This window comes from Comamonas sp. JUb58, assembly GCF_004364775.1.
Taxonomy (GTDB): Bacteria; Pseudomonadota; Gammaproteobacteria; order Burkholderiales; family Burkholderiaceae_C; genus Comamonas.
In genome coordinates this window covers 155,426-170,731 of the sequence record NZ_SOAL01000007.1, presented here as the reverse complement: position 1 = coordinate 170,731, position 15,306 = coordinate 155,426, and the positions used below count along the sequence as shown (strand labels likewise).

The 15,306-nt window shown below is 64.9% G+C and carries 10 protein-coding genes; 2 read left to right on the top strand and 8 right to left on the bottom strand.

Annotation, left to right across the window (positions count from 1 at the left end; translation table 11 throughout):
* Positions 1-56 precede the first annotated feature (56 nt).
* The 3 genes from yajC to EDF71_RS24975 form a co-directional block, all read right to left on the bottom strand.
* The gene (gene yajC, locus EDF71_RS09465; protein ID WP_021026469.1) at positions 57-389 is read right to left on the bottom strand and encodes a preprotein translocase subunit YajC; all 333 of its coding nucleotides are present in this window, start codon (positions 387-389) and stop codon (positions 57-59) included.
* 367 nt (positions 390-756) lie between these two features.
* Complete coding sequence (locus tag EDF71_RS09460) at positions 757-4,356, bottom strand: indolepyruvate ferredoxin oxidoreductase family protein (RefSeq protein ID WP_133856324.1); 3,600 nt, start codon at positions 4,354-4,356, stop codon at positions 757-759.
* Positions 4,356-4,511 carry a hypothetical protein gene (locus EDF71_RS24975; protein ID WP_166656499.1) on the bottom strand — a complete coding sequence of 52 codons (156 nt, stop codon included), beginning with the start codon at positions 4,509-4,511 and terminating at the stop codon, positions 4,356-4,358. Before EDF71_RS24975 ends, EDF71_RS09460 begins: the two co-directional genes overlap by 1 nt.
* A 213-nt stretch (positions 4,512-4,724) precedes the next feature.
* Here EDF71_RS24975 and EDF71_RS09455 point away from each other — a divergent pair, with 213 nt between their 5' ends.
* The gene (locus tag EDF71_RS09455) at positions 4,725-5,222 is read left to right on the top strand and encodes an Lrp/AsnC family transcriptional regulator (protein ID WP_133856323.1); all 498 of its coding nucleotides are present in this window, start codon (positions 4,725-4,727) and stop codon (positions 5,220-5,222) included.
* Between the two features lie 86 nt (positions 5,223-5,308).
* Here the strand turns inward: EDF71_RS09455 and EDF71_RS09450 are convergent, their stop codons facing one another.
* On the bottom strand, positions 5,309-6,523 hold the full coding sequence (locus tag EDF71_RS09450) for an MltA domain-containing protein (protein ID WP_133856322.1): 1,215 nt from the start codon (positions 6,521-6,523) through the stop codon (positions 5,309-5,311).
* Between the two features lie 239 nt (positions 6,524-6,762).
* On the opposite strand from EDF71_RS09450, the gene EDF71_RS09445 reads away from it, so the two are divergent.
* Complete coding sequence (locus tag EDF71_RS09445) at positions 6,763-7,413, top strand: OmpA family protein (protein WP_133856321.1); 651 nt, start codon at positions 6,763-6,765, stop codon at positions 7,411-7,413.
* An 81-nt stretch (positions 7,414-7,494) separates the two neighbouring features.
* Here EDF71_RS09445 and EDF71_RS09440 read toward each other — a convergent pair whose 3' ends face one another.
* From EDF71_RS09440 to EDF71_RS09425, 4 genes are all read right to left on the bottom strand, one after another.
* Positions 7,495-8,124 carry a response regulator gene (locus tag EDF71_RS09440; protein ID WP_021026475.1) on the bottom strand — a complete coding sequence of 210 codons (630 nt, stop codon included), beginning with the start codon at positions 8,122-8,124 and terminating at the stop codon, positions 7,495-7,497.
* A 10-nt stretch (positions 8,125-8,134) separates the two neighbouring features.
* Positions 8,135-10,171 (bottom strand): ATP-binding protein, encoded by a 2,037-nt coding sequence (locus EDF71_RS09435; RefSeq protein ID WP_243854241.1) that lies wholly within the window; start codon positions 10,169-10,171, stop codon positions 8,135-8,137.
* On the bottom strand, positions 10,165-10,980 hold the full coding sequence (locus tag EDF71_RS09430; protein WP_133856320.1) for a carbon-nitrogen hydrolase family protein: 816 nt from the start codon (positions 10,978-10,980) through the stop codon (positions 10,165-10,167). Before EDF71_RS09430 ends, EDF71_RS09435 begins: the two co-directional genes overlap by 7 nt.
* 104 nt (positions 10,981-11,084) lie before the next feature.
* Entirely contained in the window at positions 11,085-15,236 is a 4,152-nt protein-coding gene (locus EDF71_RS09425) for a YhdP family protein (protein WP_166656498.1), read from the bottom strand.
* Positions 15,237-15,306 lie beyond the last annotated feature (70 nt).

Genomic DNA, 15,306 nt, shown 5'->3' with positions numbered 1-15,306 from the left:
CTTACGCAAAATAGAAGGCGCAGCCATGCTGCGCCAATTGCTGTTTCAACGATGGATTACTTCAGCGTACCCTTGGGCAGCACCTGCACCACAGCACCACGCTGCAGTTGCACGACGACGCCTTGGGCCAACTCTACTTGCAGGAACTGTTCGTCCAGACCCACCACGCGGCCCACCAGGCCACCATTGGTTGCCACTTCGTCGCCCTTCACCAGCGCGTCGATCATGGCACGGGCTTCCTTTTGGCGCTTCATCTGAGGACGGATCATCAGGAAATACAGCACCACAAACATCAGCACCAAAGGCAGCATGCTGGTGAGGGTGGAGGTCATGCCGCCGGAGGCAGCAGCAGCCGGTGCGGTCTGGGCAAAAGCAGAAGAGATAAACAAATGAAGCTCCCAACGTGGATGCAGGCCTTGCCTGGTTGACCAAAACCAAGGCCCAAAGAGAAGCATTGTATGCGTGCCCCTCTGCGAACACCCAGGCAATACCTTGGATGCCTCTGGTTTTTCCGGTTGTTTTCATGGAATTAAGCAGCTTTCATGCCAGCGCATTGGTAGAAGCCACTATGGCTAATACCGCTGCTTAGATGGTAATTGCGCGCAAAAGTGCTGAGACCGCCCTGCGAAAGCTGCGTGATATGACAAATTTGTCACGCCATCCAGCCAGCCGCGCTGACAAAAAAGCCGCCTAGCATCTTGCACAGGCGGCTTGGATTGGACGGCCTTCGCAGACCACTTTGCTGGGCTTTAGGCGTTAGACCTGGGCCGGTTCCGGCTGCGGCGCAACCGATGCCGCACCACCCGCATCCGCAGGGGCATGCCAGCGTGCCATCAGCTGCTGCCATTTGGTACGGGCAGCGGCCAGGTGGCGTTCCTTGACATGGCCGTAGCCGCGGATGTCTTCGGGGATGCTGGCGATTTCGACGGCCAGCGCCAGGCGCTCGGCGCTCAGGCCCTGCAGCAGCTCCTCGATGCAAGCGCGGTACTCCTGGATCAGCGCGCGCTCGGTGCGGCGCTCTTCGGTGCGGCCAAAGATATCAAGCGCACCGCCGCGCAGGCCCTTGAGCCCCGCCATCACGCCAAAGGCCTTGCGCATCCAGCCGCCATAGGCCTTCTTGACCAGCTCACCCTTGTCATTGCGCTTGGCCGTGGTGGGTGGCGCCAGGTGGTGCACGATCTTGTAGTCGCCCTCAAACATGCTGGCAATCTTCTCGATGAACTCGGCCGTGGTGTGCAGGCGCGCCACCTCGTACTCGTCCTTGTAGGCCATCAGTTTGAACAGATAGCGTGCCACCGCTTGCGACAGGCGCGTGCTGCTGCCCAGCTTGGCCTCGGCCGCATGCACCTTGTCCACAAAGGCCTGGTAGTCGGCTGCGTAGGCGCTGTCCTGGTAGTCGGTCAGGAAAGCCACGCGCTTGGCCACCAGCTCCTGCAAGGAAGGTTTCTTCACCAGCTGGATCACCTGCTGGGCGGCAAACATGGCCTGCACCTGTGGCAGGTGGGCAGCGCACTGGCGGCCCCACTCAAACGCGGCCTTGTTGTTGTCCACCTGCACGCCGTTCAGCTCCATCGCCCGCATCAGCGCGGCATGGGACAGCGGCACCCGGCCCTTTTGCCAGGCATAGCCCAGGATCAGCGGGTTGGTGTAGATGCTGTCGCCCAGCGCCTGGGTGGCAATGTGCTCGGCATCGAACATGCCCACGCCCTCTTGGCCCACGGCCGCCAGGATCGCCGATTCGCAGCCCGCCTCGGGGAACTGCCAGTTCGGGTTGTGCACAAAGGCCGCCGTGGGCGCGCCATGGGTGTTGAGCGCCACAAAGGTGCGGCCCTGCTGCATGGCTGCCAAGGTGGTCTTGTTGGCCGCGACGATGGGGTCGCAGCCGATGACCAGGTCGGCCTTGGCCGTGTCCACCTTGGTGGTGTAGATGGCGTTGGGCGAGTTGGCGATCTGGATATGGCTCCAGGTCGAGCCGCCCTTTTGTGCCAGGCCAGCCGCATCCTGCGTGACCACACCCTTGCCCTCCAGGTGGGCCGCCATGCCCAGCAAGGAGCCGATGGTGATCACACCCGTGCCGCCCACACCCGCCACCACGATGCCCCAGGCCTGGGTGGCCACGGGCAGGACGGGATCGGGCAAGGCCGGCAGCTTCGCCATGTCGCCCTTTTTCTCCTTCTTGGCTTTCTTGAGCTGGCCGCCTTCAATGGTGACAAAGCTCGGGCAGAAGCCCTTGACGCAGGAGAAGTCCTTGTTGCAGGTGCTTTGGTTGATCTTGCGCTTGCGGCCAAAATCGGTCTCCACCGGCTCCACCGACAGGCAGTTGGACTGCACCGAGCAGTCGCCGCAGCCTTCGCAGACCGCCTCGTTGATGATGACGGTCTTGGCCGGCGTGGCCAGCGTGCCGCGTTTGCGGCGGCGACGCTTTTCGGTCGCGCAGGTCTGGTCATAGATGATGGCCGTTGTGCCCTTGATCTCGCGGAACTCGCGCTGGATGCGGTCGAGCTCATCGCGGTGGTGCACGGTGACACCGGCGCCCAGTTGCACGCCCTGGTATTTTTCCGGCTCATCGGTCACGATGACCAGCTTCTTGACCCCTTCGGACAGGAGACTGGTCATGATCTGCAGCACCGAGTGGCCCTCGGGGCGCTCGCCCACGCGCTGGCCACCAGTCATCGCTACCGCATCGTTGTAGAGCACCTTGTAGGTGATGTTCACACCCGAGGCAATGCTCTGGCGGATGGCCAGCAGGCCACTGTGGAAGTAGGTGCCATCGCCCAGGTTCGAGAAGATATGCTGGTCGGTGGTGAACGGCGCCTGGCCGACCCAGGTCACGCCTTCGCCGCCCATCTGCGTGAAGGTGCTGGTGTTGCGGTCCGGCATCCAGTTGACCATGTAGTGGCAGCCAATACCGGCCACGGCGCGGCTGCCTTCAGGCACGCGGGTGCTGGTGTTGTGCGGGCAACCGCTGCAGAACCAGGGCAGACGGTCCACCGACTCCTGCTTGCTGTCCTTCAAACCCTGCTCACGCGCAGCAATCACCTGCAGGCGCGCATCCATGCGGCGCACGATGTCGTCGGGCACGCCCAGCTTCTTCAGGCGTTTGGCCAGCGCCTGCGCAATCAGCGCCGGGGTCAGGTCGGCCTTGGGGCGCAGCAACCAGTGGTCGCTGGGGTTGGGCACCGACCACTCACCGCCGGAATGGTCGCCATCGGTCTCGTCGAACTTGCCCAGCACATGGGGGCGCACATCCGAGCGCCAGTTGTACAGCTCTTCCTTGAGCTGGTACTCGATCATCTGGCGCTTTTCCTCGACCACCAGAATCTCCTGCAGGCCCATGGCAAAGTCGCGGGTGATGGAGGCCTCCAGCGGCCAGACCACGTTGACCTTGTGCAGGCGGATGCCCAGCTGGCGGCAGGTGTCGTCGTCCAGGCCCAGGTCGATCAGCGCCTGGCGCGTGTCATTGAAGGCCTTGCCGCTGGCGATGATGCCAAAGCGGTCATTGGCGGTGGAGATGACGTTGTAGTTGAGCTTGTTGGCGCGGATATAGGCCAGTGCCGCATACCACTTGTAGTCCATCAGGCGCGCTTCCTGCTCCAGCGGCGCATCGGGCCAGCGGATGTGCAGGCCGCCGGGCGGCATCACAAAGTCATCGGGAGTGATGATGTTGACCCGGTCCGGGTCCACCGAGACGCTGGCCGAGGACTCCACGATCGCCTGGATCGTCTTCATGCCCGACCAGACGCCGGAGAAACGGCTCAGCGCAAAAGCATGCAGGCCCATGTCCAGGATGTCCTGCACGCTGGAGGGGAAGAACACCGGCGAACCCACGGCCTTGAAGATGTGGTCGCTCTGGTGCGCCGCCGTTGAGGACTTGCTGATGTGGTCATCGCCGGCCAGCGCGATCACGCCGCCGTGCTTGGCCGTGCCCGCCATGTTGGCATGCTTGAACACGTCCACGCTGCGGTCCACGCCCGGGCCCTTGCCGTACCAGATGCCGAAGACACCGTCGAACTTCTTGCTCTGCGGGTACAGGTCGAGTTGCTGCGTGCCCCAGACCGCCGTGGCGCCCAGCTCTTCGTTGACGCCGGGCTGGAACTCGATGTTGTTTTCCTTGAGGTGCTTCTTGGCCGCCCACAGCGCCTGGTCGTAGCCGCCCAGTGGCGAGCCGCGGTAGCCGCTGATAAAGCCTGCGGTGTTGAGGCCCTGCAAGGCATCGCGCTGGCGCTGCAGCATGGGCAGGCGAACAAGGGCTTGCACCCCGCTCATGAAGGCACGGCCATGCGCCAGTGCGTATTTGTCGTCGAGCGTGACGGTTTCCAGCGCTTTGCGAACCGACTCAGGCAGTGAAGCGTTCATCACACACCTCCTTGGCCAACATGCTCGTCGCCAAATACGCCACGTGCGGCTGCGCCGCCCGCTGCATACTTGTGTTGCAACCTGCATTGCAGGTTGTCATCCAGCGTTACCGTCTCTAGCGCTTTGCGGACGGACTCGGGGAATGAGGCATTCATCGTCTTGTCTCCTAAGGAGAGCACCCGGTGGCCGCTTGTGGCAGGTCCGGGATTGTGGGGCGTTATAAGAATCTGGAACCAAGTCCAGCAGCCACGGCAAAACACCCTGGCTTTCATCGCTGCAGTGTATGACGGGCAGCGAGAATAAAGTATTCTTTTCCTTGCCGGGGTTTACCTAGTATTTGAAAGAATCTTGCTCAATAATGGCGATAAATGAACCAAATTGACAAATTCGACTGGGCCATCCTCTACGAGCTGCAAAAAAACGCCCGTTTGACGAATGCCGAGCTGGCCCAGCGCGTGGGCCTGTCGGCCGCGCCCTGCTGGCGCCGGGTGCGTGCGCTCGAAGAGGCCGGCTACATCACCGGCTACCACGCGACCCTGGACCGCCACAAGCTCGGCCTGGGCGTGCTGGCCTTTGTGCGTGTCGATGCCGCGCAGAACACGGCCGACATCACCTTGCGCATGGAGGAATCGATCCGCTTGCTGCCCGAGGTGACCTCCTGCCACTACATCAGCGGCGCGGGCACGTTTGAGCTGCAGGTGGTGGCCAAGGACCTGGAGAGCTTCTCCAGCTTTATCCGCAATGTGCTGCTGCGCCTGCCCAATGTGAAGGATGTGCACACCACCTTCTCGCTGGGCGAGGTCAAATCCAGCAGCGCCCTGCCGCTGCCGATGACGGCCAACCCCAAGGGCACACCTTCGCGTTAAGCACCCTTAAGCGTTCAAGGCAGTTCGTAGCCACCATGCAAAAGGCCAGCCTCGCGGCTGGCCTGGCTGGAAATCATGCGCTGCAATCAGCGCTTGGCCACGCCCCGAGGCCACAGCACCCACAGCCGCAGCGGCTGCTTGACCCTGCCGGCAAAATCGCCCGCCTCATGGCCCCAACCGGCAAAGTAGTCGGCGCGCACGGCACCCAGGATGGCGCTGCCCGTGTCCTGCGCCATCACCAGGCGGTTGAGCTGCACGGTGGGGCCGGTGGACGACAGCCAGACGGGGGTGCCGTAGGGAATGCTGCCCCGGTCCACCGCAATCGAGCGGCCAGGCGTCAGCGGCACGCCCTGGGCGCCATTGGGGCCAAACTCGGCATCCAGTGGCGACAGCGGCTCTTCCTTGAAGAAGACATAGCGCGGGTTGCTCCAGAGCAGCTCGTTGACCCGGGTCGGGTTGGCAGCAATCCAGGCCTTGATGCCCGGCCAGGTGGCATCGCGCACCAGTCCCTGGTCCAGCAGCCACTTGCCAATGCTCTTGTAGGGGTGGTCATTGGTGGCGGCATAGGCCACACGGATCAGGCGCACCGAGCCATCGGCCTCCTGGATGCGCACGCGGCCCGAGCCCTGGATGTGCAGCACCATCGCATCCACCGGGTCGTTGACCCAGGCAATCACCTTGTCCTGCAGCTCGGCCTGCACCTGCGGCAGGGTCTCGATCTGCTGGCGGCTGAACCAGGGCTTGCGCGATCCCAGCGAGGCCGGCGAGCGGTACAGCGGGATCGAATAGCCATTGCCGGGCTGGCGCGTGCCATCGAGCATGGGCTCGAAATAGCTGGTCAGCATGCCATCAGGATTGCCGTCGAGCGATTCAACGCGGTAGGGCTGAAAGCGCGACACCATCCAGGCGCGCTGCTCTTCGGTCGATGCCAGGCTCATGCGCCGCACCTCGGAGCAGAACTGCGCAAAGGGCGCGGGCGGGCGGCTGCAGCTCTTGATCCAGGCGTTCCAGGCATCGGCCAGGTTGTCCTGCTCCAGCCCGGGCACCGACGACCAGTGCACCGGTATCCAGCGGCTCTTGGCCTGCTGGATCGCCGGGGGCAGCGGCTCATTGGCATCGGGTGGCAGCACCTCGATGCTGCCCGATACCGGCGGGCGGGTGGTCGGCGAAGACGGCTGGTCCAAAGGGACTTGGCTGGAGCAGGCGGCCAGAATTCCTACAATCGCAGCCATCGACAGCGTACGTAAGGAGCGGATACCGATGGGACTGATATTGCTGGAAGCGCTATTGGCGTTGGTCATACTGGTGGCGATCGTCTGGTGGACGATGTTTGCCGGTCGCAAAAAAGGGGAAATCGTAAGCAAAGATGAGCAGCCCCCTCGCGACTAGCTTGCGCAAATCGTAGGACATGGCCGCTCATTGCCGTCATTTTTACCATTTTTGAACTTTGTCTCTGGCATTTGGCAGTTCTACTGCCCACAATTTGCATCTACGGCCTGCCCCATTTCAGCGGCGGCCCTTGCATCAGAGGAGTTCAAGCATGCGTAAACAAATTCTAGTCTCTGCCGTTGCCAGTCTGGCCATCCTGAGCGGTTGCGCCAACATGTCCGACACCCAGCGCCAAACCGCCACCGGCGCAGGTGTGGGCGCACTGGGCGGTGCTGCCGTGGGCGCGATTGCCGGCGGCCATGCAGGTTCGGGCGCGGTGATCGGTGCGGGCATCGGCGCGCTGGGCACCTATATCTGGTCGCAGCACATGCAAAAGCAAAAGCAGGAGATGGAGCAGGCCACCCAGGGCACCGGTGTGGTGGTGACGCAGACGCCGGACAACCAGCTCAAGCTCGATATCCCCAGCGACATCTCGTTCCAGACCAACCGCTCGGACATCCAGGGCAACTTCGCGCCCATCCTGGACCGCTTTGCCGAAGGCCTGCGCAACAACCCCAATGCCCAGGTGCGCATCATCGGTCACACCGACAGCACCGGCAACGACGGCATCAACGATCCGCTGTCGCTGGCCCGTGCCGAAAGCGCACGCAACTACCTGACGCAACGCGGCGTGAACGGCGCGCGCATCCAGGTACAGGGCATGGGCTCGCGCCAGCCGGTTGCCAGCAATGACACGCCCGCCGGCCGCGCGCACAACCGCCGCGTCGAGATCTATGTGGGTGAAGTACAGCAAGGTCGCTAACACCTGCCTTGGCGAAATGCATAAAGGGCGCCAGTTCAAGGACTGGCGTCCTTTTTTGTGGGCCTGCGCTGGGCGGCAGCCTCAGGAAAGATCGCGCAGCAGGTTGGCCAGCTCAACGGCCGATTTGACCTGCATCTTGTCGAACACCCGGGCGCGGTGCACCTCGACCGTGCGCACGCTGATGGTCAGCTCATCGGCAATCAGCTTGTTGGGCAGGCCATCGATCACCAGGCGCATGACGGCTTGCTCGCGGTCCGTCAGTTCGGCCACGCGCTCGCGCACGCCTTGCTGCGAGCGCAGGGTTTCCAGATAGGCGCTCGATGCCTGCAGCGCATGCTCAATGCGGTCAACCAGCACATTGTCGGAAAACGGCTTTTCGCAAAAATCAAAGGCCCCGCGCTTGACCGTGGCCACGGCGGTGGGCACATCGGCATGGCCGGTCAGGAAGATCACCGGCAAGGCGGCGATCACATCCATCTCGACCAAGCGGTCAAACAACGCCAGCCCGCTCATGCCGGGCATGCGCACATCCAAGAGCGCACAGGCCGGGTCCACCTGCGGCGGGCGGCTGCGCAGCATGGCTTCAAAGGCCTCGGCCGAGGCAAAGCTCTCGCTCAGCAAGCGGCGCGAGCGCAGCATCCAGGCCAGGGCATCCCGCACCTCGGCATCATCATCGACGATATACACGGTCGCATTCACTAGCGGCTGCATCTCTGAACTTTCAATCGTTGCGCCAGGTTGGCAGGGTAAAACTGAAGATGGTTCCGCGTGGCTGGTTGGGCAGGTAGCGCAAATGGCTGCCATGCTGCTCCACCACCGTGCGGCACAGGCTCAGGCCCAGGCCCATGCCCTCATCCTTGGTGGTGAAGAACGGCTGGTACAGGCGCGCGGCCACCTCCTCGGTGATGCCCTCGCCCACATCGGCCACGACAAACTCCACCCAGGCCCGGCCATCGTCACTGGGCGCCAGCCGCACCAGCATCTGCAGCACCCGGGGGTGCGTGCCGCCATAGTCCATGGCCTGCATGCCGTTGCGGCTGAGGTTGAGCAGCACCTGCTCGACCATGGTCCGGTCACAGAAGACGGCCGGCAAGCCGGGCGCCAGCTCGGTGGCCACATCGACATAGAGTTTACGCGCCTGCAGCCGCACCAAGGGCAATACCGCGTCCATCAGCTCAGAGGCCTGCACAAACTCGCGCGACTGGTCGCGCCGGCGCACAAAGCCATGCACGCTCTTGATGACCTTGCCAGCGCGCTCGGCCTGGAAGGCCATGCGCTGCACGGCCATGCGCACATCGGGCAGGTGCTCCTGCACCTCGTCGGGCGAGGCGCCATCGGGCAGCAGGTTCATGATGCCCGTCGCATAGCTGGAGATGGCGGCCAGCGGCTGGTTGAGCTCATGGCTCAGCAGCGAGGCCATCTCGCCCACCGTTGCCAGGCGTGCGGTGGCCTGCAGCCGCTCCTGCGAGGCGCGCGAGAGCTCCTCGACCCGGCGCTGCTCGCTCATGTCGACAAAGGCACTCATCCAGCCGGTGTGCATGCCAGCGGCATTGATCAGCGGTGCCTCGAAAATCAGCACTGGAAAGCGCCGGCCTTCCTTGTGCATGAAGGTGGACTCATAGCCTTCGCGCGGCGGCGGCAGATGGCCCGACAGGCGGATCTGCTGGCGGCGCGCGTATTCGGGTGCCATCTCCGGCGGCCAGTAAGGCGTGGCCTTGCTCGGGTCCAGAATCTCTTCGGCTGAAAAGCCCACCATCTCGCAAAACGCCGGGTTCACATAGGTGACCTTGCCATGCAGGTCACGCGCGCGCAGCCCCGTCACCAGCGAGTCCTCCATCGCCTTGCGAAAGGCCAGCGCATCACCCAGATCGCGCTCGGCCTTCAGGCGGCGGCGGTTGTCGCGCACCAGCACCACCAGCACGGTGATCAGCGCGATCGACATGCCGGTGACCAGGGCCGTGAGCACATTGGGGAAGACATTGGGCGCCGCATGCCAGCTGTCCACCCGCAGCATCAGCGCCACGCCGGGCAGATCGAGCAGCTGGTTGGAGGTGAACACCCGCGTGCCGCGCCGGGGCGTGCTGACAATCGCCAGACGCGTGCCATCGGTCTCCGTGAAGGACAGCTCATGGTTGCGGCGCAGGCTCTCGCTGACCAGGTCCGACAGCACGTTCTGCAGGATGTAGGTGGCCACGGCAAAGCCGTGTAGATGGTCGCCGGTGAGCACAGGCACACACAGCTCCAGCAGCTCCAACCCCGTGCCATTGCCCTGCGACAGGAAATAGCTGCCCGCATACGAGGCCGCGCCGGTGTTGCGGGCGCGCAGGCAGGCGGTATGGCTCTCGGTGTTCATACCGGTGCGGTCGATGGCCGACCACTGCAGGTTCAGGTAGGGCGATTCTTCGCTGGCCTCGATCTGCAGTTGTGGGTTGCGCCACTCGATATGGGCCAGGTCGCGCTGGTTGCGCAAGATGGTCGCCGCCGTCGACTGCCAGGCCATGACATCGCTGTCGTAGCGCGGCATGCTGCGCAGGCGGTTGACGTTGTCGGCGAAGCGGCTGCGGATGTCGCTGACGGCATCTTGGGCCTCGCGGTCCAGGCGCTGCTGCACTTCGGAGATCTCGTAGCGCCCGGCCAGCCAGACCTGGGTGACCAGGGTGCCCGCCACCAGCAGCACCAGCGCCGACCACAGCGACCAGCGCCGCCAGCTTTGGTGCCAGCGCTGCGCCAGGGTCTGCGCCCAATGCGCCATCAGCATACGCGGTGCAGCAAGGCCGGCAGTTGCTGGCGCCAGCGCTGCATCTGCGCCCAGTCCAGATCGGCCAGCACCACGCCGGGCTCGCTGGCCTGCAGCGCCATCACCTCGCCCCAGGGGTTGATGGCCATGCTGTGGCCCCAGGTGCGGCGGCCGTTTTCATGCTGGCCGCCTTGGGCTGCGGCCAGCACATAGGCCAGGTTTTCCACGGCCCGCGCGCGCAGCAGCAGCTCCCAATGCGCCTGGCCCGTCGTGTAGGTAAAGGCGCTGGGCACCAGCATCAGATGCGCGCCGGCCTGTGCATGCAGGCGGTAGAGCTCGGGAAAGCGCAGGTCGTAGCAGATGCTCAGACCAATGCGCCAGCTCTGGCCGTCTTGGCTGGGCAGGTCAAACTGCGCTGGCGTGTTGCCGGGCGCGATGACCCGGTGCTCGTCATAGGACTCGCGCTCGTTGGCATAGCAAAACAAATGCATCTTGTCGTAGCGCAGCACGCAGTCGCCCTGCGGGTTGTAGACGCAGCTGCTGTTGTAGACATGTTCTGCATCGGGCCCCTGCAGCGGCAGGGTGCCGCCCACGATCCACAGGCCCAGGCTGCGGGCGCTGTCGGCCAGAAACTGCTGCATGGGGCCTTCGCCAAACGGCTCGGCCAGCGCCAGCTTGTCGGTATCGCGCTGGCCCATCAGGCAGAAGTACTCGGGCAGCACCGCCAGTTCCGCACCAGCGGCCGCCGCCTGCTGCAGCAGTTGCCAGGCCTGTGCGCGGTTGTGCTCCCAGTCTGTGCTGGTCACCATTTGGAGTGCGGCTACTTTCATCGATGCATCCTGCAAGAGAAACTGGCAGCTATTATCCGCAACCACTGGCGAGGAGGGACACTCGCGGATATCGAAGGTGACTCAGCGCAGCGGCACCAGGGCGCTCAATGCGGGGTGCCGACGACGCTGGGCTCGGCCTCTTGCCGGCGGTTGAGGCGCTTGACCTCGGGCTCGGACCAGGAGCCGCTGACCTCGAACTCCTGGGTCACCGCATTGGTCAGCGGGCCCTTGAACAAGGCCTGCGCCAGGAAGGTGCCTATGCCGATCACCGGGTTGATGGCGGTGGTCACCAAGGCCATGGTAGTGGTGTTCAGCTCGGGGATGACGACCACATGCAGGTGCTGGGTTTCATCACGCAGATTGGCACTGCCTTCGAGCAGCACGGCGGCGGTCACGCCCTTCATCTGCATATTGGTGGTCGAGGCCACGCCATCGCTGACCCCCACATCGCCGCGCACAAAGTCAAAGCCAAAGCCGGCGCTGAACACGTCCTTGAAGTCCAGGGTCAGACGGCGCGGCAGGGCCTGCAGGTTGAGCACTCCGAGCAGCTTGGCCGCACCGGGCTCCACCTTCAGGAACTGGCCCTGGCCGACATCGATGTGCAGCTTGCCATCCATGCTGGTGTAGTCGGGGCTCACGGGGCTGCCCGTCCAGCCGATGCTGCCCTGCACCGAGCCCTTGCCCTGGCGCACCACGCCGGCCATGCCCAGGCGGCCCAGCAAGGCGCCAGTGTCTTTCAGGTCCAGGCGCATCTCCAGCTCGGTGCGGCGCCCGCCGCTGCTGCTGCGCTTGGCGCCCCAGTCGCCGCTGGCCTGCAGGCTGGCGGCATCGTTCGAGAGCACCATGTTCTTCAGTTGCCACCAGGATTTGTCTGCCTCGCGCTGGTTGACGGCCTGTACCTCCAGCCGGCCCACCGAGTGCTTGCGCCAGCGCAAATCCTCCACCACCACATCCAGTGCCGGCAACTGCCCGGGCTCCTGGCCCAGTGCGTCATCCTGGCTGGCGGCTGCCTTGCTGTCGGAGCCCTCCTGGCCCACACGCAGCTGGCTCAGCCGCGCGCGGATGGTGCCCGGGCCCTTGGCCTCTTGCTCGTACTCCAGCTGGCCGTCGAGCAGGCTGGAGCTGACCTGGCTGCGCCAGCGCGGCCCCGTGCGCGAACCGCTCAGGTGCAGGTCGTGGATATCCATGCCACGCACCTGCACCGTGTCCAGGCGGATGTCCCAGTGGTCCGGCAAAAAGGCGGCATAGGGGTCGTCCTCGGCGGGCGCCGCAGCTGCAGCACCTTCTGCCACGGGTGCACGCGCTGGTGCCATGGCCTTGAGGCGCTGGGCCAGCGCCTGCCATTCCTGCACATCGACCTGGGGCAGTTGCACCTCGGCAATCACCCCCTTGGCCGGCAAGGTCAGCGCGCCAGCGCCCAGGCGCAGCACGCCGCTGACCACCTTGTCGGCTACCTTGTCATCGTTGCTGATGTCGCGCACATAGCGCAGCTGCAGGCGGCCGCCCACATCAAGCTGCATGTTCTGCCGCACCAGCGCGGCGCGGGGGCCCTCAGGCACGGTGCTGGCAAAGTGGGTCGGCCAGACCTCGTCAGCTGCCTTCTTCAGCGGCGGCGGCAGCGCCAGCGCCATGCCGGCCAGATCGCTGCGCACCTCCACCAGCGGCACGCCCTGGCCCATGCTGATGTCCAGCTGGTAGGCGGCCTGGCCTTGGGCCAGTTGCGCCAGCTGCACCACCGGGCCCAGCTCCTTGGCGCGCAGCAGGCCATCGGCCGTGGCCACGCCATTGGCCCGCACCTTGAGCCGGGGCCCATGGTCCGCGCCAGCGGGCAGCCCGCTGACGTCCATGCCGCCCGAGAACTTGACCGCGCCGCCCAGCGCCTGGCCCTGCACATCCTGCAGCGCAAAACCATGCTCGGAGAACTGCACGGCGCCGGTGACCTTCTCCACCACCGGCGAGTCATCATGGAACTGGATGCGGTTGCCCGGCAGCACGACCTTGCCATCGACCTTGGACTGGGCCATGTCATGCACCGGCAGATCCAGCTTGAGCTGCAACTGGGCATCACCATCGGCCTGGGTCTGCGTCAATGCCTCCTGGGACAGCGCATTGATCGCACTGCCGCGCACGGTGGCCAGCATATCGGCCAGCGGCCCGTTGGCCTGCGCATTGACGAGCACGCGCGTGTCATGGAAGTCGGGAATCTGGGCGCTGGTCTGGTCCACCACGATGCGCGTGTTGCCATCCAGAATGCCCTTGGCCTTGTTGACCTGCATGCCATTGCCTTCGAACACCAGCTCGCCCGAGAGGCGGTTGAGCTCGGGCCAGGGCTTTTCGCCGGGGTGCAGGTGCGAGTTGGGCACATAGGCATAGCGCACATCGCGCACCGGCGCGACAATGCGGAACAGGCCATGGCGCGAATCGGGGAAAGGCACTTCCCACAGATCGCCATCGATTTCGAACTGCACATTGCTGGCCTGGCCGGCCAGAATGGCATCGCGCACATAGTGGCGCGCATCGGGCGGAATGTGCAGCGGCAGATAGCGGTGCACCTGGGTGCCATCGGCACGGTCAAGCACACCCTTGAGCTGCAGGATGCCGGGGAAGCGCGATTGCGATGCGGTCTTCTGCGGGTCGGCCGTCTGCCAGGACCAGCGTGCATGGCCGGCCGCATGGGCATTGGCAAACTCCAGCCGCTCGGACTGCATCTGGATGCGATCGCCCTGCACCGTCCACTGCAGCTGGGTGCTGGCCGAGGTGATGGGGATCTGCGGTTCTTCAAACACCGACGGCAGGTAGAGCGCGCCATCGGCAAAGCTCAGCTTGGCCTGGCCGCCACCGGCCCGCGCATCGATGGCCAGATCCAGCCCACGCAGGCCGACATGCGGCTGCCCGGCAGCCAGCACCAGGCCACCATGGCTGTCGCGCGCTGCATTGGCCTTGGGCGCCACAGCCGGCATGCCAAAGGCCAGCTGTCCCACATCGGCCTTGACCTGCCAGTCCTGCAAGGTGTCCATATCACCGCGCCAATGGGCCGATGCACTGCGGATCAGGCCCGCAGGCCGGTTGCTCTGCAGCCACTGGCGGGCGTTGGCGGGGATGGGCAGCAGCCGCGCCAGCTGGGCCAGGGAGGCGATATCGAGCGACTGGGCGCTGGCCTCGGTCTCGCTGGGCTGCTTGCCCTGGGCATAGACATGGTTGATGCGGGCGCTGCCGCCGGGCCAGTGCTCGCCATTGGCCGACTCCACCGCCAGGTTCTCCGTCAGCACCCGAAAGCCGCTGTCATCGGCCGCGCCGCCGATGCGGCCCTGCACCGAGCGCAGCAGCAGCACCGTGCCCTGCGCGGTTTTGTCATCGCTGGCCGCCGCAGCTTGGCGGCGCACGCCCACATCGCGCAAGGCCACATCGGCCGTGCCGTTCGTCAGTTTGCCCCGCGTCACATCCAGCCAAAGGCGTGCCGAGCCCTGGCCTTGCTGCAGGCCCATCGCGGGCGGCAGGTAGGGTGCCATCGCTGCGGCATTGAGCTGGAGCGCCTCCAGGTAGACCTGGCCGCTCCAGTGCTTCCAGCTGCCATCGTGCAGCGCCCACAGCGGCTGGTGCATGCGGCCGCGCAGCTCCAGTGCATCGCCCCAGTCTTCGGGTGGGCGCACGCGCAGTTGCCATTCATGGCGCAGGCCGGGGTTGCGCAGCAGCAGATGCACATCGCTGAAGGTGACGGGCGGCAGGCCGCGCAGCTGGTCATCCCAGATGATGCTGCCGCCTTGCAGCAGCACTTCGCGCTGGCGGAACAGCCAGTCAGCAGCACTGCCGCTGTCCTGGTTCTGCGATGTCTCCACCAGCACACCGGCCACGCGCACGCTGCCATCGGCGGCGCGCTGCACTGTCAGTTGCGGTGCATCGATGACGATTTGCTCGGCCCGCAGTCGCAAGAGCGACGGCACCGACAACGCGACCTTGATCGTATCGAGGGTAAACCCAGGGGAGCCATCCGGCTGCTCGATGCGCAGGCCCTGCACCGCAATCGCAGGCACCAGGCCGTTGTTGCCATCGGCCTGTAAGCGGTCGATGCGCACCGGCACGCCGAGCGCCGCCGATAGCCTAGATTCCACTTGCGGGCGAAAGTCATTGATACGGGGCACAATCCACCAATGCAGCGCCGCCACGGCCATGGCCATCAGCAGCACCAAGCCCAGCAATAAGCCCAGCGACCATTGCACCAGCTTGGCAGCGAGCTTGAGCAATCGGGGCGCGCGCACAGTCAATCGAGTCCAATCAGTAAGGGGAAAGCGAAATTATGACCCGCGGCAAGTCCCTCGCTCGCGTTGC

Excerpts from the sequence above, each read along its gene's own strand:
- EDF71_RS09445 (WP_133856321.1), top strand. The coding sequence starts at position 6,763 with ATGCGTAAACAAATTCTAGTCTCTGCCGTTGCCAGTCTGGCCATCCTG.
- EDF71_RS09455 (WP_133856323.1), top strand. The coding sequence starts at position 4,725 with ATGAACCAAATTGACAAATTCGACTGGGCCATCCTCTACGAGCTGCAA.
- EDF71_RS09460 (WP_133856324.1), bottom strand. The coding sequence starts at position 4,356 with ATGAACGCTTCACTGCCTGAGTCGGTTCGCAAAGCGCTGGAAACCGTC.
- EDF71_RS24975 (WP_166656499.1), bottom strand. The coding sequence starts at position 4,511 with ATGAATGCCTCATTCCCCGAGTCCGTCCGCAAAGCGCTAGAGACGGTA.
- EDF71_RS09435 (WP_243854241.1), bottom strand. The coding sequence starts at position 10,171 with ATGCTGATGGCGCATTGGGCGCAGACCCTGGCGCAGCGCTGGCACCAA.
- EDF71_RS09430 (WP_133856320.1), bottom strand. The coding sequence starts at position 10,980 with ATGAAAGTAGCCGCACTCCAAATGGTGACCAGCACAGACTGGGAGCAC.
- EDF71_RS09450 (WP_133856322.1), bottom strand. The coding sequence starts at position 6,523 with ATGACCAACGCCAATAGCGCTTCCAGCAATATCAGTCCCATCGGTATC.
- EDF71_RS09440 (WP_021026475.1), bottom strand. The coding sequence starts at position 8,124 with ATGCAGCCGCTAGTGAATGCGACCGTGTATATCGTCGATGATGATGCC.